This is a genomic window from Novosphingobium naphthalenivorans NBRC 102051 (assembly GCF_001590985.1).
GTDB classification, from domain to species: Bacteria; Pseudomonadota; Alphaproteobacteria; order Sphingomonadales; family Sphingomonadaceae; genus Novosphingobium; species Novosphingobium naphthalenivorans.
This window is the reverse complement of the sequence record NZ_BCTX01000050.1, coordinates 14,583-38,580: the sequence shown is the minus strand read 5'-3', so window position 1 is coordinate 38,580 and position 23,998 is coordinate 14,583. Positions and strand designations below refer to the sequence as shown.

Below are 23,998 nucleotides of genomic sequence, written 5' to 3'. Positions count from 1 at the left end.
CCAAGGCACCCTATAGTGGCTTCCCGCCGGACAAGGCGGACCATGGTCCTGCGCCCGCTGACAATCCAATCAATGTCTTTGAAGGGTCGATAGGCGTTATCTATCAAATCTCTCAGAGGGAAGCGAGGCCCCCCTCGATATCCGCTTCGAGTGTGGCGGCGAGCAAGGCCGAAGCCATGGGAGATCGCGGCTCACGAGCCGAAATCACCAGTCCGACCGCTTCGCTGTGCGCCGGCTCGACAAGGTCGATCGCTACCAGATCAGGTTGCTGCCCGAACACATGGAAAAAACTGTGTGGGACGATACTGGCCCAGCCTCCATGGCGCAGATGGGCGCAGACGGCGAGGAAGGAATTGCTGACGATCGCGGGATGAACGGTCAGGCCGATCGAACTGGTCAGCCGGTCGATGATCCGGCGGTTCTGCATATCCTGGCTTAGCAGGCAAAGCCGTTCGCCTGCCGCCTCTAGCCACCTCACCGCCTTGCGGGCGGCGAACTTATGGTCACGCGACACCGCGAGCTTGTATCGCTCGCGATACAGGGGGACGCGCTGCACGTGATTGATCGGTTCGTTGTCGAGGTAGGTAAGGCCGCCATCCAACTCGAACGCATCAAGGCTCTCAGCAATCGCACGTGACGTAATCGATCTGATGGTAACCGTGGCCAATGGATTGGCCTTGCAGAAGCGCTCGGTGACAAATGCGACGACAGGCATTGCGGCTGGAATGACGCCGAGCCGCAGTTCGCCTACTATCCCCTTGCGAGCACCGGACAGGTCCTCGATCAGGCTTTGGTAGTCGGCCAGGATCTGCCTTGACCATGCCAGCAGCTTTTCACCTTCCGCTGTCAGTCCGGTGAAGCGGTGACCACGCACCACCAGTGGGACGCCCAGGTCTTCCTCAAGTTTGCGGATTGCCGCCGATAGCGTAGGTTGCGTAATGTGGCACACTTCCGCGGCCCGGGCGAAATGCCGCTCGCGGGCGAGCGCGACGAAATAAGAGAGATGTCGAACGAGCATGAGATTCGCATAGCATGGCGCTGCGTCAATCCCATCGACCTCTTGCCGCTCCTTTACCGATCGCTTTGCCATCGCAACCAAGCAGACCAGGCATCTGGTAACGAGTGCGGGAGGATGCGACTTCCGCGACCGCTGAAAATGGGACCACCCGGCCACTCGCGAAAACTCCTAAAAAATCTCTCGCTAGTGGGGCGCCTTTGCGCCTTCCGAAGTGTCATAGCCTAACGGGAGTAATAGGGCTTGCCCGTTGGATTCCGTTCCTGCGTCCTGTTTGGGCGTCGGGTCCGGAGCGTGCAGGCTTCGGCGTTGGCCCCAGACAATTGGTGTCTGTAGTCGCCCGGTTTCCCGTGGGGAACGCTATGGCGACACTGCGTGCAAAAGCGGCCAGCTATCCTGGCTCCCATGGGTTGGTTTCCTGCGCCGAAGGATCGGCAATCCCGGCCCCTGGTGCCGGGTGCGGATGGAAACATGTGGCGATTCCGAGGCCGCACCTCGCTCCTTGGCAGGTCCGCCTGGCCCAACAGATTATGCGGTCCCGGCTTTCCGACACGATCATGATCAAGGAAATCGCGGCCGCCTGCCGGCTGTCGGCAAGCCACTTCGTTCGTGCCTTCAGGAACACGGTTGGCGTGTCACCCTATAACTGGTTTCTCGACCAGCGTATCGCCTACGCAAAGGAGCTGCTTGCGCGCACGAATATGCCGTTGGCCGAAATCGCACTCGACTGCGGCTTTGCCGACCAGAGCCACTTCACGAAGACGTTCGCAAAGCGGGCAGGGACCACTCCCATGCAGTGGCGCCGGGAAACGTCGAGCATTTCCGCGTTTCCAACTACCCGTGCTTCGATATAGCGTGGGTCGTACCAGCGCGCGTAGGAACTGTAGCGCAGAAACAGACAAAGGAAGCTTATGCCAGATACCGCCGACGGCAGCCCGGATCTGCTATCTCTGACCGCCGATATCGTTTCTGCCCATGTCGCCAACAATAGCGTTGCCGTAGGCGACTTGCCCCTCCTCATAGCCAGCGTGCATGGTTCGCTCGTGTCGCTCGGCACAGGGTCCGCGCTCGAACCGCAAGATCATCCGCCTGCGGTATCCATCAAGGCGTCGATCAAGCGCGACCACCTTGTCTGCCTTGAGGACGGGAAGAAGCTGAAGATGTTGAAGCGTCATCTTATGACGCGCTATCAGATGACGCCCGATGACTATCGCGCGAAGTGGAAACTGCCGGCGGACTACCCAATGGTTGCGCCTGCTTATGCCGAACAACGGCGGAACCTCGCCAAGAAGATCGGCCTCGGGAGAAAACCGCGCATAGCGCCGCCTGAACCGGCACCGGAAGCGCCGGAACACCGCAAGCGCAAACCGAAGGCGACGAACTGATCGGCAATCTCATCGACCACTTCGAACCACGAGATCGGTGCCCTCGGCCATTTCTATCTGCTGGTCAGGTTTCGATCGCCGTCTCCGTATCCGGTCGCAACGCATCGAACGCCTCTCGGGCCATCTTGACCTCGTCCTGATGCGTGAACGCCCAGCGTCCAAGTGCCACGACAGGTTCTTGCAAGGATTGGCCGAGCGCGCTCAACGCATAGTCCACGCGAGCGGGAACGATGGGGGTGACCGTGCGAACCACGAGACCGTCACGCTCCAAAGCGCGCAACGTAAGCGTCAGCATTCTTTGTGAGATGTCCGGTATCTGGCGCGCCAGTTCCGAAAAACGAAGCGAGCCTTCGGATAGGGCCATGATGATGAGCACGCTCCATTTGTCGCCGATTCGTCGCAGCACGTCCTTGGTGATCGCGCATTTCTCGGCCGTCTGTTGAAGCGACGAGCTTACATCGCTGTTAGCTGCTTTCAAGAATGTGCCTCCTTGCACCGTCCAAGGGACTAACGAATGTAGTGCAACTTCTTGTCTGTAACCAGGTGGAGTCGCTTGTCATGCTCAAGATCGGAATCGTCGTTGGGAGTACCCGGCCCGGCCGGAACGGTGAAGCTGTCGCACGCTGGGTTCTTGATTTGGCGACCAAGCGCGGCGACGCCGAATATCAGCTTGTGGACATCGCCAGCTTCGATCTGCCTGTGTTCGACGAGCCGGTTCCACCCTCGATGGGGCAGCCCTTCACCAAAGCGCATAGCAAAGCGTGGTCCGCAGCGATCGCGCCGCTCGATGCGTTTGTTTTCGTGACCCCGGAATATAATCATTCGACCTCGGGGGCGCTCAAGAATGCTCTCGATTATCTGTTCTACGAATGGCACGACAAGGCGGCTGGATTTGTCAGCTATGGCGGTGCCGGCGGCGTCCGTGCTGTCGAGCATCTGCGTGGCATCGTCGGCGAACTGCATATCGCTGATGTGCGGTCTCAGGTCGCCTTGTCCCTGTTCGACGATTTCAAGAACTATTCCACTTTCGCGCCGCGAGACATTCAGGCGAACACGCTGATGACCGTGCTTGACGAGTTGCTCGGCTGGGCCGGCGCGCTCAAGGGCTATCGCGAAAGCAAGCACGCCAAGGCTGGCTGAGGCAAAGGCTTCCGTCGAGCCATGCCCGCCGAAGTATGCTCAACACAGCAAGCAGCGTCGGTCGGCGCCGCCAGAGGGACGAAGTTGATGAAATCGCGTAACATCAAGCGTGTCGATACGCCTAAAATGCTTCCAGAAGGATCGGCATTGCATCGAAACCGGCAGCTCGTCGCGCCTGGGCAATGGGATGAGATTGATCCTTTCCTCCTGCTGATGGAGGATTGGTATTCCCAGGGCGCCTTTCAGAACCACCCGCATCGGGGAATCGAGACGGTCACCTACATGGTGGACGGCTTGAACTCCCACTATGACAATCACGGCAACAAGGGCACGATCGCCTCCGGCGAAGCCCTTTGGCTGACGGCCGGGAGAGGGCTCATTCATAACGAGATTCCGATCGACGACCGCCCCGTTCACACCTTGCAGCTGTGGGTCAATCTCCCCCGCGCTTCCAAGCTTGTTGACGCCAGTTATCAGGAACTGCGAGGCGCGCATGCACCGCGACGTTCCCTCCCGGGCGGGGAAGCGATCGTGTTTTCCGGGACGTCCGGCAATGTCGTGGCGCCAACTCGCAATCATGCAGAGGTCACGATGGTCGAGGTTCGCCTCGCGCCGCATGCGACCTTCGAGCAGGAATTGCCGGCGGACTATAACTGTTTTGTGGTGATCCTTGAAGGCGCGGGCTTCCTCGGCGCCGACGCCAGCCCCGTTCGCACGGGGCAGGTCGCCTGGCTTCAGCATGAGCAGGATGAAAGCGAGGTCCGGTTCGAAACGAAGGAAGAAAGTCTGCGGGCCATTCTTTTCGCGGGCAAGCCGCTCCGGGAGCCCGTAGCGGCGCGCGGTCCTTTTGTCATGAATTCCGACGCCGAAATCGAACAGGCCTATATGGATTTCCGCCAGCAAAGGGACAGTTTCGGACTGGTCCCCACCGGAGCCTGAGCGACGCCGATGACAATGACCCGAGTCTGCAGCGCGCAGCCCTCTCAAGATGCAATCGCGCTTAGCTTGGAAAGCGCCAGAAGGCAGGAGTTCAGGAACCAGTGCAACACTGGATCGGTGCGTCAATCCGTACCTCACCAAAAAAATCACGCTCGGATCCTGGATCTGTACCGTATGCATAGTCGGGAAACCAATTCGTGCGAGATAAGCGCATGTCTTTGCCGGTTGATCTGCTTGGCACCTCGTCCGTCACGGTTGATGGAGCGTTCGTCCGCGTTACCCGCTCGGGGATGTGGACGGAATCGCAGGCTCGCGACCACTATCGCGAGCTTGACACCCTGCTCAAGAGAATAAGGCTCAGCTCCGGCGGTGCTAATGTACTGCTCGATCTCACTCAGGCGATGGTTCAGACGAGTGCTGTCGCGAAGGTGATCGCAGAGGCAACGGCAAACATCTACAAACCGGTAGATCGAGTCTCCGTGCTTTGCAGTTCAGCGCTTGTCGGGCTCCAAATCAAGCGACAAGCGCGCATCGACAATCTCGCGACATTTTCCGACGAGGCGGCAGCACTGGAATGGCTCTTCGCGCGGCCCCCGACCACTTGACTGCGGCCAGGTGTTTATCGGCGACGGCCGCGTGCCACTGGCTGAAGCGGCGCGGTATAGACGGGTGGAGCTGCCTGCCAGCCGCCGCCGAGAGCCAGGAAAAGTGTGATCTGGTCCTGAGAAACCTGCACCGTTGCCGCCGCCAGGGCATTTTCGGCCTGGATCAGCGTGCGCTCGGCATCGAGCCTGTCCAGAAAGTCCGCCACCCCGCCGGCATAGAGCCGCTGGATATTCGCATTGGCGGCTGCCGCATCGTCCCTCGCCGCCGCCAGTTCGCGTTCCGTGTCGAGTTGACGGGCAAGGTTGGTCAGGGCCGTATCCGTCTCGCGCAAAGCCGTCAGCACCGTGCCGTCGAACTGGGCAAGGGCGCCGCGCGCCGCAGCGTTCGCGCTGGCGATCTCGGCACGCGCGCTGCTCCGATTGGGGAAATTCCAAGTGATGAGCGGCCCGACATTCCAATGGAAAGCGCGGTCGCGAGCGATGTCCGTGAGACGCGTGGCCGTAGTGCCCAAGCTCCCACCGATGGTGATGGACGGATAAAGCGCCGCGGATGAAATGCCGATTCCGGCGACAGACGAGGCGAGCTGGCGTTCCGCCCGGCGGATATCAGGACGGCGCGCCAGCAGGGCGGCTCCGTCGCCGATCGGGATAGACTGGCGCAGCACCGGCGGATGCGAGCAGGCGGCGACGGCGGTCGGGAAATCCTGCGGCTGGTCGCCCGTAAGCGTCGCCAATGTGAACAGGGCAGTGCGCTGCCTGGCCTCGAGATTCGGGAGCGTGGCGTTGGTCTGACGCAGCAGGGTGCGCGCGCGCACCACATCGTTGATCCCCGCCACGCCGGCGTGGAAGCGCTTCTGGGTGACGTCGAGGGTCTGCTGCGCGATGGCCACCGACCGTTGGGTGACGGCGATCTGCATGCCCGCGGAGCAGGCCGAGGAATAGGCGGCGGCAGTAGCCGCCGCGACGTTGACGCGCGCGAGATCAAGCGCGGCCTGCGCGGCGCCGACATCAGCCTGACCCGCTTCGATCGAGCGGCGCAGCCGACCGAACAGATCGAGGTCGTATGAGACACTGCCCAGCGCGTCATAGACGGCAGTCGAGTTGAGCGCGACCGGCGAGCCACTGGCGTCGCCTGACGCCTGGCCATAACTGGGATCGACCGTGAGCGATGTCTGGGGGGTGCGCTCGCGCTCGATTCCCCGTAGTGTCGCCTGCGCCTGTTCGAGACTGGCAAGCGCGACGCGCAGGTCGGTATTGCGGGCGAGCGCCTTCTCCTCGAGCCCGTCCAGCAGGGGATCCTCGTAGAGCTGCCACCAGCGCGCCGGAAGCGGTGTGGAGATGTCGGCTTCGCTTCCGTCCCGGAGCAGCGGCGGCGGAGAGGTGGTGTCTGCCAGTGTCGCCGGTTTCCGATACTCCGGACCGACCGTGCAGCCGCTGATGAGCGCGAGCAGCAGATACGGCAGGATGCGACGCATTAGCGCGGAGTCTCGTCATGGAGGTGGTCGGCCGCGGTAGCTGTCGGCGCCGGCGCGGACGCCACGGTCCGGCGAGGGCCTGCGTCCGGCGTGCCGGGCAGGATCGTGACCGTCGCCGTTCGCCCGGCCACGAGGCGCAGTCCTGGCGGGATGCGATCGATCGCGACGCGCACGGGTACCCGCTGGGCAAGCCGAACCCAGTTGAAGGTCGGCGTGATGTTGGGGAGCAGCACACCCGACTGATTCTGCTGGCGATCGGTGATGCCGGCGGCGAGGCTCTGGACATGACCCCAGAGCGGTCGGCGATCGCCCAGCAGATTGACCCGAACCTTGTCACCGAGCCTGAAGCGATGGAGCTTGTTCTCCTCGAAATAGCCGACGACATAATAGCTGTCGGTATCGAGCAGGGCGAAGCGCGCGCTGCCAGCGCCTACATAGTCACCCGGGCGCAGCGAGAACCCGGTGACATAACCATTGACCTGCGCGCGCACTGCCGAACGACGCAGGTTGATCGCGGCGATTTCGCGGTTCGCCTGGGCCTGGCCGAGATTGGCTTGGGCTTGCTGGAGCGCCGCGGCCGCTTGCTCGACCGTCGTCACATGCTGATCGCGAACCTCCTGGCTGACGAGATCGCCGAGCGAGAGATAGCGCCGCTTTTGACGCCGGGCATTGTCGAGCGTGGCTTGCGCATTAGCGATTGCGGCGCGGGCGTTGGCGATGGCTGCGTCGGCCTGGGCGAGCTGCGCGGCATAGCGCTCCTGGTCGACCAGGAAGAGAATATCGCCGGAATGGACGAATTGGTTGTCGTGGACGCGGACATCCGTCACGAGACCGGAAACATCCGCGCTGACCTGCACGACGTCGGCGGCCACCGAGCCATCGCGCGTCCAGGGAGCTTCCATATAATAGTCCCACATGATCCAGCCGAGGATCGCGGCGCAGAAGACCATGGACAAAGTCAGCAAAAGGCGTCCTGCCGAGGCGCGCAGCCAGTTCATAGGGGATGTTCCACGAGAAGAAGGACGACGACGCCCAGAATGGAGACATAAAGGGCGAGATCGAAAAGCGGCCGATGCCAGATATGGCGGTAGAAGCCTGTCCGCAGGAGCAGCCTGCGGAGAAGAGCGTAAAGAGCGAGGGCGGCGAGTGCCAGGACGCCGAGGGTCGGAATGACCACGCCATAGATTTCGATGACGGGCGTCATTCGCCGGGCTCTTTCGATGATATGGGCCCTGCTCGCGCGGGGGCCATCGGAGTCAAGCCAAGACGAAGCCCGACCAGCGAAGACTGCACTCGGGCCACGGTGGCACCTTCACCGCGCCGAAGCTCGTTCAGGCAGTCGTCGACCCTCGCGAGAACCTCTCCTTCGACAGGCCGGTCACCGGATAATCTGGAACCATAATAATCGGCTACCGCGCTCAGCAGCGGATCGAGACTGCCGTGCAGGAGCCGTCCGGGGTCCTCCGCGTCGTTGCGCTGGATCTCCGCGATATTCAGTCCGACGCGCAGGTCCTTGAGCAGGTCGTGGGCGAGGACGTCCGAATTGGGGGGGAGGACGGCAAGGCGCGGTGCGAGCAGGCCGAGCCTATCCGTCATACGGTGGGTGAGGGCGGATATTTTCGGGGACGAGGCTGAGCGGGTAAGCGCGACGATATCGGTCCAACCCGCTCGCAGGAGCCTCCTTGCGCTCGCCTCGGCACCGATGGAACGAACGAGCGCCAACGTCACCATCGCGAAGAGCACGCCGGTGACGGTGGCAATATTGGCGTTCAGAAAGGCCTCCAGATCGAAACTCGGCTGGCTCTGCAGGGCGAGCATGAACGGCAGGTCGACGCACAAGGCCAGGCCGATAAGCAGATGGGAAGGGCTGGCCATCAGCACGCCGGCCGGAATGAGAAATAGCCCCAGCGCAAGCGCAAGTTCGGCAAATCCGTCGAGGACCGGCATCAGCGCGAACTCATAGACGAAAGCCGCCGCAACGGCACCGAGCAGGGCCAGCAGAAACGTGCGGAGCGCGGGCACGGGATCGTCCAAGGTCGCCATAATGCAGCAAAAGACACCGGCAAGCTGGGCAGCGGTGGCCCCATTCGGCCAGGCGGACGCGATCCAGAACATGGCCGCGCCAAGGGTTGCCACCACCACGGCCAGGGCCGATAACAGGGCCATGCCGTGATCGATGTGGAGGCTGGTTGCCGTATGCGGCACGGAAGGCCGTTTGAAAGCGGGAGTCGGCTTCGTATCGTTGCCCAGATCCCGCCTCAGGGCGAGACAGGTTTCCCACACCGCGGCGAAGTCGTCGAGACGCAACGCAAGATTGGCAGCGAGCATATCGGGCCAGGACGACGCCGTTCCCTTCTCCGCCGCTGCGACAGCGGCTGGCGGGGGAGGGGGCGTCGCCTCGCCCTCCGCTTCGCTCGTCTGCCGGATCCATGAACGCCAACCGGTCAGCCACCGGCCCGTCCGGTCGGGATAAGGACCAGCCTGGGAAAGCGCCGCGACATGATCCTCTATCGTGGAAAGCAAGGGCAGGAGTCGGGTCATTTGCTGCAGCAGCACCCGAAGGTCGCGTGTCACCTCGGCATAGGAGGACGTGTCGTAGGCGACATGCGTGGTCAGGTTGCGCAGATCGACAATGTCGCTGGCCAGAGATTGGCGGACCCGCCGAGAGCGATCATCGGCTGCCTGTCCGGCCAGCGCGTCGTCAGCCAGCCGGGCTGCATTGGCGAGCCACGCATCGACGCGAACGGCCAGAACGGGACCGGCATGACTTGGTAGAAAGATTCGGCTCACCAGCGCCGAGCAGGTGATGCCGAGCGCGATCTCTTCCACTCGCGCGACCGCCACGTCGAAGCTCGCAGCCGGCGTATCGACGAGCGGAAGGCCGGCGAGCACCACCGTATAGCCGGCAAGCATGAAGACATAGCTTCGCGGGCTGCGGTCGAGCAGGCTGACATAGAGGCACAACCCCATCCATAGGGCGAAAGCGAGGGTCAGCAGTTCTGGAGAATTAACGAGGTTGGGAACAAGCAGGACCGTCATCACGGCGCCGATGGCGGTGCCGGCCAGTCGATATACGGCTTTTGACGTAATCGCGCCCGTAAGCGGATGCGCGACGAGATAGACGGTACCGACTGCCCAATAAGGTCGTTCCAGGTCGAAGCGGAGCGCGATCCAATAAGCAAGCATCGCAGCGCCGAAGGTCTTCAATGAGAAAACAACATTGGGCACCGTGATGACACTTTTAGTCTTCACGCATGCCTCGGCCGCTCTCCAGTTGATCCAGCACCGACGCAAGATGGCACAGCACGCGATAAGCGGCCTCGAAGTCGTCCTGCTCCAGCGACTTCAACAGCCGCTCGCGCAAGTCCTCGGCGATCCGCTGGGTCTTAAGGCCAACACGATGGCCTTCATCTGTCAGTTCGAGGCGCTTGGCTCTGCGGTCGAGAGGATCTTCAACGCGACGCAGCAAGCCATCCCTTTCGAGACGGTCGAGGACACGGACGACAGCTGAGCCGTCCAGCCCGAGCCGATTGGCCAGCTCACCCTGCCGTAAAACTCCATCGCCGACATGCTCGATTTCAAGGACTGCGAGTGCCATCGCGTCCGAAAGCCCTTCCCGTGCCAGGTGTTGGCCCAGGATACGACGCCACGCCTGCCCGGTCGCCAGAAGCGCGCGGCCGAACTCTGCTCGACGATGTGCCTCAGATGTCCCTTGCTTATTCGTTCCCATTTCCACAAAATCTTCCGAAGAGAATAGCTCTGTCCAGGTTTCCAGTTCGAAATGGCTGCCCACAGGCCGAGGCCGCTTCGACGATCGTGTCCATTTGCCTCCATAAACCACTGCCGATCTGCTTTCTGGAGCAGCCGGGCTTCGCCGCCTCCTTTTTACAGTGAGCAACTCGTGGATTGTCCGTTGCTCAGGGCCTCGCAAGCACTTGAGCGAGAAGCTGCTTGACCGGCTCACCATAAGGCGGGCGTAACAGGGCGTCTCCCTCAGGGGCATCCGTTTGCCGGAAGATCGCCTTCGGGTGGCTGAAGCTCAGGAAGCCCCAGCGCCCGTGATAGGCGCCCATGCCGGAATCGCCGATCCCGCCGAACGGCACATCGTCGACCGCGACATGGCTGATGCAGTCGTTGATTGTCACGCCGCCCGATGTCGTAGCGTCGAGAATACGGCGTTCTTCGTTCACATCCTGCCCGAAATAATAGAGCGCGAGCGGCCGGGGATCGGCATTGATCTGGGCGATCGCCTCCTCGACCGATCCGTAGGAGAGAACCGGGAGGGCGGGGCCGAAGATTTCCTCATGCCTTATCCGCATGTCGCGGGTCGTGTTGAGGACAAGGGTCGGCGGTATGCGATGCGCCGATTGCTGTGTGAAATCCTCCTGTGCCGGGTTGATCTCGACAAGGGTCGCACCGTTGCTGGCCGCGTCGTCGAGCAGGCCTTTGATCCGGTTATAATGGCGCTCGTTGACGATTGACGTGTAGTCGGGATTCTCCTTCAGCGTGGGAAACATCGTCGCGACCGCCGCCCGGGCGGCCTCGACAAAGTCTTCCTCCAGTCCGCGTTCGACGAACACATAGTCGGGTGCGAGGCATATCTGGCCGGCATTGAGCGTTTTTGCCGCCATGATCCGGCCAGCCGCCTGCTCGAAATTGGCCGAGGTGCCGATGATCACCGGCGACTTCCCGCCCAGCTCTAGCGTGAGCGGGGTCAGATTCTCGGCGGCGGCGCGCGCTACATGATGGGCAACGGCGGTGCCGCCGGTGAAAACCAGATGGTCGAAAGGAAGCGCCGTGAAGGCAGCGCCGATCTCGGGTCCGCCCGTGACCACCGCCAATTCCGTTTCGTCGAAGCTTTCGGCCACCAGGCGCTGCATCAGTTCGGAGGTGATTGGCGTCAGCTCCGAAGGCTTCAGTATCGAGCGGTTGCCAGCGGCGAGGACGCCGATCACGGGACCGAGGGCGAGTTGGACCGGAAAGTTCCACGGGCTGACCACCCCGATCACGCCTTTGGGTTGAAACTCCACGCGCGCTTCTGTGCCGGGGAAGGGGGCATCATAGACTTCCGGCTTTAGCCAGTCGGCCAGATGCGCTTTGGTGTGCTTGATGGAGGAGAGCAGCGCCGCCACATCGTATAGCAGACTGGCCTCGCGGCTGTGGCTGCCGAAGTCCTGCGAAATGGCGTCCGCGAAGTCCTCGCTATGCGCCGTCAGCAGCGAAGCGAGCCGGTCGAGGCGATCATGGCGCAGGGCGAGGCTCGGATAACCGTCGGCCAGATAGGACTGTCTCTGACGGTCGAGGAGGCGTTTCATTTCCTCGAGGCCGTTTCCGGCTGCAGGAGAATCGGTTTTGGAATCGGTCATTGCTCTGTCCTTTCGCGCCACGATCGCGACGCTTGGGGAACACGCCTGTGCGTGCCCCAGCCGTCAGAATGATGTGATGACGCTGCGCGCGATCGCGCCGCCCTTGAGCGCGTCATAGGCTTCGTTGATTTCCGAGATGTTGATCTCTCGCGACACGAGGTCGTCCAGGTTCAGCCTGCCTTCGAGATAAAGCGCGGCGTACATCGGGATGTCGTGCTTGATGTTGCTCGATCCCATGTTCACGCCCTGCACCCGGCGCTGGGTTGCGAGAACCTCTTCCGTCACCGCCAGTTCGATCTTCGAGCCGGGCTTGTGGACCCCGATCAGATAGGCGCCGCCGCCGACCCGGGTCATGCGCACGGCCTGCTCGGACGTTTGCTTCAGGCCCACCACCTCGAAGGCGTGATTGACGCCGCCGCCGGTCAATTCGAGCACCGCGACCACCGGATCGACTTGCGAGGAATCCACCACGTCCGTCGCGCCGAAAGTCTTGGCCAGCTCCAGCTTGGATGCCTGCACATCGACGGCGATGATACGGGTGGCGCCGGCCAGCTTGGCGCCGGAAATCACGTTCAGGCCGACGCCGCCGACGCCGATTACCGCCACCGTATCTCCGGGCCGCACCGCAGCGGTGTTGATCGCCGCGCCGGCGCCGGTCACAGTGCCGCAGCCGAGCAGGCACGCCTGCGGGAAGGGAAGCTGCTCGGGCACCTTGGCCAACTGGTTTTCGTGGACCAGCGCGCGTTCTGCGAAGGCTGAGGTGCCGAACGCCGGCGTCACCGGCTGGCCGTTGCGAGTCAGGCGCTGGCCCAGGGCCGGGTCGCGCAGCGTCTCGCTGGGATGCTCGCACTGGTAGGTGCGGCCAGCAAGGCAGGAACCGCAATGTCCGCAATATTGGATCAGCGACGCCACGACATGGTCGCCCACGGCGAATTCCCGCACGTCCGGGCCGATACCAACCACCACGCCGGCCAACTCATGGCCGAACACCGCCGGCAGCGGGATGCCAAAGTCATTCTGGGCCATGTGGAGGTCGGTGTGGCATAGCCCGGAAGCCTTGACCTCCACGAGCACTTCCCGGCCGACCGGCGCGTCGATCTCAATATTCTCGATATCGAAACGGCTGCCGGTCGCATTGATAACTGCTGCTTTCACGATAATTCTCCGACGTTATTTTTTCTTCGGTGCCTGGACGGGACGCCGGAACAGCATCTTGACGAGAGTCCAGATCAACCCGGGCGTCACAAACTTGAGGGCGGCGCGTAGTTCTTCCGGCCTGAGAACGACCTTCATGGGCATGGTGCCCATGATCTTTCCTTCGATGACGATGCCTTGTTCGTGGGGAGCAACGGAGGCGACGTCCATGAGGATCGTCTTGTCGAGCGTGAAAAGCTTCACGCTGTTCTTGGCGGCCTTTGCACCGCCGTCGGTGACGGAACTGGTCACTGCGTCACCTCGTCGAAATCCCAACCCTTGTCACCGAACAGCTTCACGGCGGTGACACGGCCCCCACCGCAGACGCCGCCCGCGGTCGGGTGCATGAACACACCGGACAGGTACAGGTTCTCCACGCCGGGCACCGTGTATTGCGACAGCGACGGCGTCGGGCGGTGGCCCTGGCTTTGCATCATCGGCGACGCCAGGCCGGACACGTCGCCATGCTGGAAGGTGGGTGAATAGGCGGCGATGTCGTCCGGCGTGTCGAACGCCTTGCCGATGACGCTGGCCTTCAGGCCCGGGAGGAAGGAATCGACCAGATCGAGGGTTTCTTCCTCGACCTCGGCCTTGTGGTCGGCCCAGGATGAACCATCGGCGAGCTTGAACGGCATGATGCGCCAGACGAGGAAGGCGGACTTGCCTTCCGGCGCGCGGGTCGGATCGACCTTGTGCGTGGAGATGGTGCCCAGCGACGGGATCTTCGGAATGTAGCCGTTGCGCACGTCGAACAGCAATTTCTTGTAGTCGGCCAGCGAGGTCGGGCACAGGCCGTTGAGCCAGGAGTCGTTGATGTCCGGGTGGACATAGGTCGGCGCCTTGTCCAGCGCATAGTGCGCGGTGACGCAGCAGAACGTGGCGGTTTCGGCGCGCGAGATTTCGTACTGGGTCTGTTCTTCGATGCCATCGACCAGCTTGGGCAGGTTGAACGGATGAATCTGGCCGACCACGGCCTCCTTGGCGAGGATCTCGCTGCCATCGGCCAGGCGCACGCCCACCGCCTTGCCATTGACGGTCAGCACCTTCACCACGGTCGAATTGGCGCGCAGCACCGCGCCATGGTCTTCGAGCTGACGGATCAGCGCATCGACCAGGCCGCCGCTGCCGCCGCGCGGCGTTTGCAGGCCGTACTGCTCGATGAAGGCGGGATACATGAACAGCGACCCGCCCTCGCCCTTGGCTTCCGGATCGACGAAATGCTCAGTCAGCAGGCGCGACATGTGGATCTTGAGCTTGTCGCTCTCGAAACGCTCGTTGAGGATGTCGAGCGGGCTGCGCTGCAGTTCGTGCAGGGCATTGCGGCCCATCGCGCTCTGATCGAGCAGGGCGATGAAAGCGCCGTAGGGCGGCGGCGGCACGAACATGCCCTGGATCGCCAGCGGTACGAAATCGACGCTGTCCTTGTACAGCTTGTAGTAGGCGTCGGCATCCTTCCTGGAGGCGTTGGCGGCGATATTGTCGATGGTGCGGTCCAGATCGTTATAGCCGATCAGGCTGCTGCCGTCGGTAAAGGTAGTGGAATAAGCCGCGCTGGGGCGGATATATTCCAAGCCATATTTGCTCTTCAGCTGCAACTCGTCGTTGGCGATGAGCGGGTTGATGAGAATGCCCAGATGAGCGGACGAGTGCAGATCGTGCTTGAACCCGGGGAGGGTGACTTCCTTGGTGGCGACACCACCGCCAAAAAATGACTTGCCTTCCAGCACCAGGACCGACTTGCCGGCCTTGGCGAGATAGCCTGCCGTGACCAGCCCGTTATGGCCGGACCCGATCACCACCACATCGAAATTTTCAGACATGCCGCTGCTCCAAAAATAGATACGTCTCCATGAGCGTCATCGATGGAGGGCTCGACTCGCTGGTCGGTATCGAACCCATTGATATTTGCTGAAAATTACTCGAATCCGACCTTTAGAAACCGATGATACATCATGCAAATACGTGACACATCATCTAATTGGGGGTGTCAAGAGTCATTCGTTGCAGCGCTAACGGTCGTCTTGCTGGCCTGATCGAAGGACGAGAGGTGGGGCAGGGCGGACGGATTTCCTGTCAGGGAGATCGATCGGCAAGAAAAGTGGCGTCGTGGCGCGAGTTAGGGATAGGACCGTCCTCATGATGAGCCGAACCAAGACAATGAGAATCGATTCTGCGTCCAGAATTATCGTGGCTGCACCGCGAACGATCTTGCGCTGCACCTCGAAGTGACGCTCTTCGGCGCAGCCCCGGCCTTGCTGGACGGGCTGACCGATCCCGACCGCCGCCAGCGCCATGCCGCGACCACGAACCTCGCCCGCCATATCGCCGAGCGGCTGCGCTGCTTCGACATCCGCAGCGAGGAAGCGGGAGCGCGCTATTGCCAGCCGGCGCTGTTCCCCGACGATCTCGGCCCGATCGCCTGACGGTGGCGCGATCGTCAATCTTGCCAAATTTTGCCAAACATCTATCTTGGGCACCATGAGCACGATGAACATCTCGCTGCCGGACACGCTCAAGAGCTTCGTCGACGAACAGGTTGCCGGGCGTGGCTACGGCACCAGCAGCGAATATGTGCGTGAGCTGATCCGTAAGGATCAGGACCGCCAGCGGCTTCGCCGCCTGTTGCTCGACGGCGCGGAGTCCGCGCCCGGCGTCCCGGCCGACGCCGCCTATTTCGACGCATTGCGCGAGCGGACCAGCCGCACGCAATGACCGCGAAGGCGGTCGTTCCGCGCGCGCAGGCTCATCGCGACGTCGAGGACGCAATCGACCATTATGCGCGCGAGGCCGGCGCGGACATCGCGCTCGGCTTCGTCGAGGCGCTGGAGGCGGCCTATCGCTGGATCGGCGAGCATCCGGGCACGGGATCGCCGCGCTACGCGCATGAACTCGACCTGCCGGGCCTGCGCCATCGCTCGCTGGGCCGGTTCCCCTATCTGGTTTTCTATGTCGAGCGCGCCGACCATATCGACGTGTGGCGCGTCCTCGACGCGCGCCGCGACATTCCCGAATGGCTGCATGTTTCGGACGACCAGTAGGGAGCAGCGATCCCGACGCCCGAAAGGGCGAATAGCCGTGTGGACTATTTCCTACACGAGTAATTCGATTGGCGACCACAGTCGCGCGAATGACTCCTTTGCGGAAAATCGTGGCGCGTAATTTGAAAGCCCTTCGCGATGCGCGTGGTCTCGGTCAGGTGGAGCTGGCCGTGATTGCCGGAGTCGATCGCAGCTACATCAGCGACATCGAGCATGGGAAATATAGGCTGTCGATCGACAAGCTCGACAGCCTGGCCGAAGCCCTCGGCATCGCGCCGGGGGAAATGCTGCACCCGCTGACCGCAACACAGCGCCCCGGCAATCTCGCGATGGGTCGCGCCGACCGCCAGCGCGTCATGGACACGGAGCATCTGGACCCAGCGCCGGGCGCGGCGTTCGGGCGGGTGCAGCGAGCGGGCGAAGCCGCCGCTGCGCGCCAGCGCGACGAACTGGCGCAGCGCCAATATCTGCGGGCCGGCGCCGGCGATGCCGTCGATGTGCCAGCATAGCGCGGCCGGGCCAGCGGCGAGGCTGCCCGCCAGCATATCGAGTCGGATCGAGCGCAGCCCATCGGAGAACAGGATATGTTCGCCTTCGTCGTCGAGGAGCGAGGCGAAGCAGTCGAGGCCGCGCAGCGCATGTCGGTAGCAATTCCGTGGCGGTGGGCGACCTGCCGCAGCTCATCGCCAATGTGCATTCGGCGCTGGCCGGACTCGGTGCGCCGATCCAGCCGACGGAGACGGCACAGCAGCCGGCGGTGACAGTTCGCAGCTCGATCAAACGCGACCACATCGTCTGCCTGGAGGACGGCAAGAAACTGAAGATGCTGAAACGGCATCTGAAAACCGATCACGACATGACGCCGGACGAATATCGGGCGAAATGGCAGCTCCCTTCCGACTATCCGCTGGTCGCACCCGCCTATGCCGAACAGCGCCGGGATCTGGCGCACAAGATCGGCCTCGGGCGCAAGCGGGCCGCCCCGCCGGTGCCGCCGACACCGAAACCGCGCGGGCGTCGGCGCAAGGTAGCCGAACCCGTGGAGGAGTAGCAACGACCGGCGCCGCGCCCTGAAATAAAAATGAAACCGTTTTAAGGAGGTTGCCGCGCCGGGCGTCTAAGGGGAGGTAGAGGGCCTTCCTCTCGAACGGATTGATGGATGGAAGAGCAACGCCGCCGGAGGATCGTGGCGTGGGTGGCCGATCGTGTCATGCCCCACGAAGGGAAGGTGCGTGCCTGGCTGAGCCGGTCGAAAATGCAGCAGGAAGACATAGACGACGTGATTCAGGAAACCTATTGCCGCCTCGCGTCGCTGGATGACGTGGCGGCGGTCGATCGTCCTGACGCCTATTTCTTCTCGATCGCGCGTAATCTTCTGACCGCGCAGATGCGGCGGCAGCGTATCGTCCGTATCGACGCGGTTGCCGACATCGAGGCACTGGCTCCCTTCGATGAAACCCCTTCGCCGGAGCGGCAGGTCGGCGGACGCATAGAGGTCGACCGCGTTCGTCAGATCGTTGCGGGCCTGCCGGAGCGTTGCCGACTCATCTTCGAGATGCGGAAGATCGAGGGCATCTCGCAGAAGGAAATCGCGCGTCGCCTCGGCGTTACGGAATCGACGGTGGAGAACGACGCGGCCAAGGGCGTGCGCCTTGTCCTCGCAGCCCTCCGTGAATCCGAACAGGCGAGCGTCACGGCGCTGGAAAGCGGCTGGCCGCAGGGAGGTGCAGCATGACGCGCCAGACCGCTGCCGAAATCGAACAGGAGGCCGTCTTCTGGCTGATGCGTATCGACCGCGAAGGACGAACGCCCCAGCTCAAGGCCGAACTGGATACCTGGGTATCGGCCGATCCCCGTCGGCAGGGCGCGCTTCTTCAGGCCGAAGCGGCTTGGGCGATGCTCGATCGTCTTGGCGACGACCACTCCGCGGCCGACGAAGAGGAGCCGGCTCCGCCCGGGCTGCTGACCCGACGTCGCGTCCTCGGCGTAGCAGCCGGAACCGGATCGGCGCTGGCCGCTTCGCTCGCGTTCGGCGTCTATTGGTGGGGTGCGGGCACCGAATTTCGCACGACGGTTGGGGAAATCCGCCGGGTGCCGCTGGCAGACGGCTCCAGCGCGACGATCAACACCGCCAGCGATGTCCGGGTCCGACTTGAAAAGAGCGTGCGGCACGTCCGCATCGACCAGGGCGAGGTCTGGTTTCAGGTCGCGAAGGACCGTGCCCGGCCGTTCATCGTAGAAGCTGGACGCATCCGGGTTGAAGCGGTGGGAACCGCCTTCTCGGTGCGCCGCCGCGATGATGGCGCCGATGTCCTCGTGACCGAGGGTATCGTTGAAGCCTGGGCGGATGGTGCCGAAGGCGCCAAAATCCGTCTCGGCGCTGGCGAGCGAGCATTCGTCGCAGATAATGCAGCCGTCACGCACAATGAGGCGAAGCCGTCCGAGGTCGATCGCGCGCTCGCATGGCGGGGCGGCAAGATTGACCTGGCTGGAGAGACGCTTGCTCAAGCAGCAGCCGAGTTCAATCGCTACAACCAGCAGAAGCTGACGATCATTGACCCCCGCCTGGCCGGCGAACGCTTCTACGGGATATTCCGCACGGATGATCCCGGCGGATTTGCGACGGCCGTCAACCGGAGCCTCGGAGCGCCAGTGGAGACTTCGGAGAACGGCAACATAGTAATCGGCCAACCATCATCCTGATTTTTTCCGCGTCCGCTAAGGAAGCGTCGTTGCCGGGACTCTTGCGAATTGAAGGCATTTGATGCCGATCTCGCAAGGGGGACGATTGTGGTTGGATATCGGGATTTCGCTCGTCACGGACTCATGGCGTCGGTAGCGGTTGTCACGCTGGCAGTCGCCTCGCCGGCCTATGCACAGACCAAGACTTTCGACGTTCAGGCGCAGGATGCGGCATCCGGCGTCGCGTCCTTTGCGCGGCAGGCCGATATTCAGCTCCTCATTTCGGCCCGTGACGCCTCCGGGAAGCGCACGCACGCCGTGAAAGGCAATTTCTCGATTGAGGAGGGATTACGGCACCTTCTCAAGGGCACAGGACTTCACGCACAGGCCACGGGGGCGCAGACCTACACAGTGGTCCCTATCGAAGATGCCGACTTAACCGATGCTGAAAAGAGTCGCAGCGACAACTCCGACATCGTCGTCACAGGTTCCCGGATTAAGGGATCGCCGCCGACATCGCCGGTAATCGAACTGAGCCAGCGAAGCATTCGCGAAGCAGGGCAGACCAACCTCGGCCAAGTCATCCGCAGCATCCCCCAAAACTTCTCCGGCGGACAAAATCCGGGAGTAGCCAGCGGCACGCAGGGCAGCGTGAGCGATCAGAATCTCACTGGTGGTTCTGCTCTCAACCTTCGCGGTCTCGGCCCCGACGCGACGCTCACCCTTCTCAACGGAAAGCGGTTGGCCTACGATGCCTTTACTCAAGCGATCGACATCTCAACGATCCCGATCGACGCGCTGGACAGAATTGAAATCGTCGCGGATGGCGCCTCGGCGATCTACGGCTCTGATGCAGTCGGCGGTGTCGCCAATGTTATTCTGAAACCGGACTATGACGGGGTGGCGACATCCGCACGTCTTGGTCAAGCGACCGATGGGGGCGACTTTCAGCAGCAATACGGCATCGTTGCTGGCAAACGGTGGTCCGATGGCGGGTTTATCGCCACTTACAACTTCTCCCGCTCGACCCCGATCTATGCGGATCAGCGAGACTATACGGACTATCTTCGACAACCCTACACGCTGCTCGGATCGAACAAGACCCACGCGCTTGTCGTGAGCGGGCATCAGGACATCGGTTCCTTTGCGACATTCTCGATCGACGGTCTTTACAGCAAACGCCTATCAAATTCGGTCACTTCGACGACGGCAATCGGCCGGACCTCTCTATCGTCGGAGAGCTATACCGTAGCGCCGAAGATCGAATTTCATCTCCCACAAAGCTGGAGCCTCTCCATCAGCGGCCTTTACGGACGCGACGACACGGACAGCGATACCAAGGCATACGCAATCGCGACGGGTGCCTTTCTCGCCGGAGGCGTCACCTGCTATTGCAATTCGGTCAAATCCGTCGAGCTGAACGCGGAAGGACCGTTATTTCAGCTACCAGGCGGGCAGTCGCGCGTGGCGCTCGGCGGGGGCTATCGCGAGAACAGCTTCGATCAGAACAATATCACGAGGCAGATTCGGACTTTCGGCAAACGGCACAGCTATTACGGCTTCGGCGAACTCTATCTTCCGGTCATCGGGAGCGATCAGAATATCCCCTTCGTTCGCAGCCTGTCGTTCACGGGTGCGGTCCGATACGAAGATTATAACGACATCGGCGGCATCGCGACCCCGAAGATCGGTGCGATCTACTCGCCGACCGAGGACTTCGATTTTAAGGGGTCTTGGGGAAAATCCTTCAAGGCGCCGACCTTGGCGCAAGAGTTCTCGACCACGACAGTCTATCTTTATCCCGCTGCCCAATACGGCACCGGCTTTCCGAGTAGCGCGACGGTCCTTTATGCGCTCGGCGGTAACAAGAATCTGAAGCCAGAGCGCGCGACCACCTGGACCGCCACGTTGAGCATTCATCCGAGAAGCGTTCCCGGCCTGCGCGTCGAGGTCAGCTATTTCAACGTGAAATACACCAATCGCGTCATACAAGCCCGACTATTGGGCGATCTTTACAACAATCCCAGCCTGGCGAATCTGATCCTTCGCAACCCTTCCGTCGATCTACAAAACAGCTTCATCGACATGGCGCCGGCCGGCATCATGAACATAACAGGGAAGCCATACGATCCGGCGAACGTCGCTGCGATTATCAATGGTCTCTATCTGAATGTTTCCTCGCAAAGCGTCGAGGGCGTCGATGGCAATCTGAGCTACCGCATCGACGTGGGCGACGGCCATATCACCCTGGGAGAGCAGGCCAGCTATATCTCAAGCAGCCAGCGAACTACGCCGACATCGGCGCCGGTGACTCTCGCCGGCACGACCTTCGACCCGCCTCATTTTCGGTCCCGGTCCAGCCTGTCTTGGGACCGTGGCGGGTTGGTCCTCTCGGCCTTCCTCAACTATCTCGGAGGCGTCACGGACCCGACGCTAACGCCGCCGGTCAAAGGCGATTCGATGACCACGGTCGATCTCGCTGCGGTTTACAGCCTCAAGAGCGGCCACGGTATCTTCAGCAACATCGACCTGTCGCTTTCGGTTGAAAATCTCCTCAATCAACGGCCACCCTATCTCAAGAACTCGCAGGCATTCTACGTCAACTACGATTCTACCAATTATTCCGCCATTGGAAGACTGGTGAGCTTCAGCATAGCGAAACGCTGGTAGCGTAATCCACTATCATCGGGGGCGCGGAATTATTTTCCAGCCCCGATGATACGTTTTGAATTTCAACAGATTTATCATCTTGACGAGGCGATCCATGAGAACGCGGCTGCTTGCTATTTCTTCTGTATTGCTGATTGGTGGCCTCTCGCTGCCGGCCAGCGCAAAGCGCCCTTATACTCTCAGGGATGAAGTTCAGTTTGCTGACTTCTGGTTGGATAACGCGGCAATCTCGTATTCGCCGGACGGAAAGCTGCTCGCGGTCAACGTGAGGCGCGGACTGTTGAAAGAAAGCAGGATCGAAAGTGAACTGCGTATCTATTCCGCGGATGCGTTGCGGGCGTTGGTGAGTGGAGCAAGCGCGAATCGCTTATCACCATCCTCCCTGTGGACGATTAAACTTGCGACGTCGAAAGCGGGGCCGAGCATTGACGGTATAAAATGGACCGCTAATTCTCAAGCCATCGTCTTCTTGCAGAAGACGACGGCCGGTGTGAAGCGGCTCATGCTGGCCGATGTAGCCAACAAAACGCTGTCGTCACTTTCGGACGACGGTCAGGATGTTACCGGCTTCACGGTCGCCGATCGCGCTCACTTCGCCTACGCGGTCAGAGCGGTTCGGGATGGTGGACGAGGCGCATCCGATCAGCCCTCGGAAGTGCTGACCGGGCGTTCACTCACGGATGTTGTCATCCCTGAATCCCTTGACCATAGCATCGACCGAAATACGATTTGGGCTGCCACCAACGGAACGGCGCGGGCGGTCTTAGACCCGGCTTCCGGGAAGCCATTGGTCGTCTTCGACGAAGGCGTCCGTGCCTTGGCGATGTCTCCTGATGGACGATGGATTTTGACGGCGCTGCCGCTATCTGTCGTTCCCGATGATTGGCGCGAGCGATACCCATCGCCTACCAGCGCGCGATCCAATCCGATCCCAGCGGGACGCCAAAATGTCGACTCGCTATTCGGTCACTCGCTGACGTCCAGATATGCGCTGATCGACACGCGGACGAATGGAACATTGTTTCCACTTAACACGCCCACCGGCCGATCTGCCGGATGGTGGCCTGATGCGTCGCCAATGTGGTCGGCCGATGGTAGTGCGGTCCTGCTACCTGGCGTATTCCAACCCAACGCCGATTTAGGAACGAGCGCGGCACCGCCCTGCATTGGGGTTTTCTTGATCTCTTCTCGCGCAACTCGGTGCGTCGAGCCACTAGCGAAGACCTATAGTAAAGGAGGCTCGATGGTTCCGGGAGCCGAATTTATCTCTGCCATCAAGTTCGACGATTCTGCTGGATCGTCTATTACAATCACTGCGAAAGATATTCGGACCGCCGAGGTAAGAAACCGTCACTACGTTTCAAAAGCCGGAGGCGCGTGGGCAATGACAGCGACTGAACCTCGCCGTGATACGATGGCCAGCTTTAGCGTCAGCGTGGATCAATCCGCCATTCAGCCACCACGCCTGCTCGTGACCAACACGGCGAACGGGGTATCGCGCGTCGTTTGGGACCCAAACCCGGAAATTGCAGATATAACCTTCAGTAAGCCTCAGGTCTTTGAGTGGACCGACAGTGCAGGTCGACAGCAGAGCGGCGGTCTCTTTCTGCCTCAAGATTATCGTCCTGGGAAACGCTATCCGCTGGTTATCCAGACACACGGCTTCTCCTCGGAATTGTTCCGGCCGAGCGGCGGCTACACCACAGGTTATGCTGCTCAAGTCCTAGCGGCGAGTGGGATCATAGTTCTGGAAACTCGCTGTCGTGACGCTGAGACTGTGACGCCGAGGGAAGCAGCCTGTCAGGTCGACGCATATGAGTCCGCAGTCAAGGCCCTCGCAGCAAAGGGTATGATAGACCCCGAAGAGATCGGCATTATCGGCTTTAGTCGCACCTGTTATTACGTGATGGAAGCTCTCACAAAGAGTTCAGTGCGCTTCAAAGCGGCGTCAATCACAGACGGCGTGAACGAAGGCTACTGGCAATACATCATGTCGGCGGGCCTGTTGAACGACAGTGGCATTTCCGCCGAAGCGGACGCAATGATCGGCGCGAAGCCCTTCGGTGTCGGTCTCCAGACTTGGCTGAAGAACTCGCCCACATTCAATACGGACAGAATTAGCGCTGCGGTTCAAGTGGTCGGCGAAGGGAAGCTAAGCCTGATGTTCATGTGGGAACCTTATGCCTTGTTGCGCTTCCAGAATAAGCCGGTCGATCTGATATTGCTCAATACGGACGAGCATCTATTAACCAATCCTACGGTTAGGATGGCGTCGCAGGGCGGTTCGGTGGACTGGTTCCGGTTCTGGCTGCAAGGCTATGAAGATCCCGATCCTGCCAAGGCCGAGCAATATCGGCGCTGGCGGGAGCTGCGGCAAATGCAGGAGGCTTCTTCGGCGGCTGCGGCGCGCTAAGTTCGGCCGATGCCCGCAGGGCCCTGCCCGATGCAACGTCGGGATCCTCGATCGGGACCAGCACATGCATCGGCCG

The 23,998-nt window shown here is 61.6% G+C and carries 23 protein-coding genes and 3 pseudogenes; 14 read left to right on the top strand and 12 right to left on the bottom strand.

Annotated elements, in window-relative coordinates; genetic code table 11:
* Positions 1-112: 112 nt before the first annotated feature.
* Complete coding sequence (locus tag NN5_RS16215; RefSeq protein ID WP_067735529.1) at positions 113-1,018, bottom strand: LysR family transcriptional regulator; 906 nt, start codon at positions 1,016-1,018, stop codon at positions 113-115.
* A gap of 527 nt (positions 1,019-1,545) precedes the next feature.
* Here NN5_RS16215 and NN5_RS16210 point away from each other — a divergent pair.
* Complete coding sequence (locus NN5_RS16210) at positions 1,546-1,869, top strand: helix-turn-helix transcriptional regulator (protein WP_067735534.1); 324 nt, start codon at positions 1,546-1,548, stop codon at positions 1,867-1,869.
* 57 nt (positions 1,870-1,926) lie between these two features.
* Complete coding sequence (locus NN5_RS16205) at positions 1,927-2,400, top strand: Ros/MucR family transcriptional regulator (protein WP_067735526.1); 474 nt, start codon at positions 1,927-1,929, stop codon at positions 2,398-2,400.
* Positions 2,401-2,464: 64 nt separating this feature from the next.
* Here the strand turns inward: NN5_RS16205 and NN5_RS16200 are convergent, their stop codons facing one another.
* A complete protein-coding gene (locus tag NN5_RS16200) occupies positions 2,465-2,878 on the bottom strand; it encodes a winged helix-turn-helix transcriptional regulator (protein ID WP_067735523.1) in 414 nt (137 codons plus the stop codon).
* Between the two features lie 80 nt (positions 2,879-2,958).
* Here NN5_RS16200 and NN5_RS16195 point away from each other — a divergent pair, with 80 nt between their 5' ends.
* The 3 genes from NN5_RS16195 to NN5_RS16185 all read left to right on the top strand — a co-directional run bounded on the left by NN5_RS16195 (position 2,959) and on the right by NN5_RS16185 (position 5,084).
* Entirely contained in the window at positions 2,959-3,540 is a 582-nt protein-coding gene (locus NN5_RS16195; protein WP_067735520.1) for an NADPH-dependent FMN reductase, read from the top strand.
* An 87-nt stretch (positions 3,541-3,627) separates the two neighbouring features.
* On the top strand, positions 3,628-4,479 hold the full coding sequence (locus tag NN5_RS16190) for a pirin family protein (protein WP_084384992.1): 852 nt from the start codon (positions 3,628-3,630) through the stop codon (positions 4,477-4,479).
* Positions 4,480-4,676: 197 nt separating this feature from the next.
* Positions 4,677-5,084: a hypothetical protein gene (locus NN5_RS16185; protein WP_157081179.1), complete on the top strand. Its 408-nt coding sequence runs from the start codon at positions 4,677-4,679 to the stop codon at positions 5,082-5,084.
* A 14-nt stretch (positions 5,085-5,098) separates the two neighbouring features.
* On the opposite strand, the gene NN5_RS16180 is transcribed toward NN5_RS16185, so the two are convergent.
* The 9 genes from NN5_RS16180 to NN5_RS16140 all read right to left on the bottom strand — a co-directional run bounded on the left by NN5_RS16180 (position 5,099) and on the right by NN5_RS16140 (position 14,939).
* Positions 5,099-6,559 carry an efflux transporter outer membrane subunit gene (locus NN5_RS16180; RefSeq protein ID WP_067735512.1) on the bottom strand — a complete coding sequence of 487 codons (1,461 nt, stop codon included), beginning with the start codon at positions 6,557-6,559 and terminating at the stop codon, positions 5,099-5,101.
* Entirely contained in the window at positions 6,559-7,557 is a 999-nt protein-coding gene (locus NN5_RS16175; RefSeq protein ID WP_084384991.1) for an HlyD family secretion protein, read from the bottom strand. Before NN5_RS16175 ends, NN5_RS16180 begins: the two co-directional genes overlap by 1 nt.
* Complete coding sequence (locus NN5_RS16170; RefSeq protein ID WP_067735509.1) at positions 7,554-7,763, bottom strand: DUF1656 domain-containing protein; 210 nt, start codon at positions 7,761-7,763, stop codon at positions 7,554-7,556. The genes NN5_RS16175 and NN5_RS16170 overlap by 4 nt, the downstream gene beginning before the upstream one ends.
* Entirely contained in the window at positions 7,760-9,766 is a 2,007-nt protein-coding gene (locus NN5_RS16165) for an FUSC family protein (protein ID WP_157081178.1), read from the bottom strand. The genes NN5_RS16170 and NN5_RS16165 overlap by 4 nt, the downstream gene beginning before the upstream one ends.
* Positions 9,767-9,800: 34 nt before the next feature.
* Positions 9,801-10,352 (bottom strand): MarR family winged helix-turn-helix transcriptional regulator, encoded by a 552-nt coding sequence (locus NN5_RS25245; RefSeq protein ID WP_169801002.1) that lies wholly within the window; start codon positions 10,350-10,352, stop codon positions 9,801-9,803.
* Between the two features lie 124 nt (positions 10,353-10,476).
* Positions 10,477-11,925 (bottom strand): coniferyl aldehyde dehydrogenase, encoded by a 1,449-nt coding sequence (locus NN5_RS16155; protein WP_067735500.1) that lies wholly within the window; start codon positions 11,923-11,925, stop codon positions 10,477-10,479.
* A 63-nt stretch (positions 11,926-11,988) separates the two neighbouring features.
* Entirely contained in the window at positions 11,989-13,080 is a 1,092-nt protein-coding gene (locus tag NN5_RS16150; protein WP_067735497.1) for a Zn-dependent alcohol dehydrogenase, read from the bottom strand.
* 15 nt (positions 13,081-13,095) lie between these two features.
* On the bottom strand, positions 13,096-13,371 hold the full coding sequence (locus NN5_RS16145; RefSeq protein ID WP_067735494.1) for a hypothetical protein: 276 nt from the start codon (positions 13,369-13,371) through the stop codon (positions 13,096-13,098).
* Positions 13,368-14,939, bottom strand: coding sequence for a phytoene desaturase family protein (locus NN5_RS16140; protein WP_067735491.1), 1,572 nt, complete (start codon positions 14,937-14,939; stop codon positions 13,368-13,370). The genes NN5_RS16145 and NN5_RS16140 overlap by 4 nt, the downstream gene beginning before the upstream one ends.
* Positions 14,940-15,344: 405 nt before the next feature.
* On the opposite strand from NN5_RS16140, the gene NN5_RS16135 reads away from it, so the two are divergent.
* The 4 genes and pseudogenes from NN5_RS16135 to NN5_RS27320 form a co-directional block, all read left to right on the top strand.
* Positions 15,345-15,542: a hypothetical protein gene (locus NN5_RS16135; protein ID WP_084384988.1), complete on the top strand. Its 198-nt coding sequence runs from the start codon at positions 15,345-15,347 to the stop codon at positions 15,540-15,542.
* 55 nt (positions 15,543-15,597) lie between these two features.
* The gene (locus NN5_RS16130) at positions 15,598-15,831 is read left to right on the top strand and encodes a type II toxin-antitoxin system ParD family antitoxin (RefSeq protein ID WP_067735483.1); all 234 of its coding nucleotides are present in this window, start codon (positions 15,598-15,600) and stop codon (positions 15,829-15,831) included.
* Positions 15,828-16,157, top strand: coding sequence for a type II toxin-antitoxin system RelE/ParE family toxin (locus NN5_RS16125; RefSeq protein WP_067735480.1), 330 nt, complete (start codon positions 15,828-15,830; stop codon positions 16,155-16,157). The genes NN5_RS16130 and NN5_RS16125 overlap by 4 nt, the downstream gene beginning before the upstream one ends.
* Positions 16,158-16,246: 89 nt before the next feature.
* Positions 16,247-16,435 (top strand): annotated as a pseudogene (locus tag NN5_RS27320) (helix-turn-helix domain-containing protein); the annotation flags it as partial.
* A gap of 72 nt (positions 16,436-16,507) precedes the next feature.
* Here the strand turns inward: NN5_RS27320 and NN5_RS27315 are convergent.
* Positions 16,508-16,702, bottom strand: a pseudogene (locus tag NN5_RS27315) (hypothetical protein); the annotation flags it as partial.
* 86 nt (positions 16,703-16,788) lie between these two features.
* Between NN5_RS27315 and NN5_RS16115 the strand changes: the two are divergent.
* The 5 genes and pseudogenes from NN5_RS16115 to NN5_RS25905 all read left to right on the top strand — a co-directional run.
* Positions 16,789-17,208, top strand: a pseudogene (locus NN5_RS16115) (Ros/MucR family transcriptional regulator); the annotation flags it as partial.
* Positions 17,209-17,352: 144 nt separating this feature from the next.
* Positions 17,353-17,892, top strand: coding sequence for an RNA polymerase sigma factor (locus NN5_RS16110; protein ID WP_245656546.1), 540 nt, complete (start codon positions 17,353-17,355; stop codon positions 17,890-17,892).
* The gene (locus NN5_RS16105; RefSeq protein ID WP_067735474.1) at positions 17,889-18,860 is read left to right on the top strand and encodes a FecR family protein; all 972 of its coding nucleotides are present in this window, start codon (positions 17,889-17,891) and stop codon (positions 18,858-18,860) included. Before NN5_RS16110 ends, NN5_RS16105 begins: the two co-directional genes overlap by 4 nt.
* Before the next feature lie 48 nt (positions 18,861-18,908).
* Positions 18,909-21,509 (top strand): TonB-dependent receptor, encoded by a 2,601-nt coding sequence (locus NN5_RS16100; protein ID WP_157081177.1) that lies wholly within the window; start codon positions 18,909-18,911, stop codon positions 21,507-21,509.
* Positions 21,510-21,603: 94 nt separating this feature from the next.
* Positions 21,604-23,922, top strand: a complete 2,319-nt coding sequence (locus NN5_RS25905) for a hypothetical protein (protein WP_157081176.1) — start codon at positions 21,604-21,606, stop codon at positions 23,920-23,922.
* Positions 23,923-23,998: the final 76 nt, after the last annotated feature.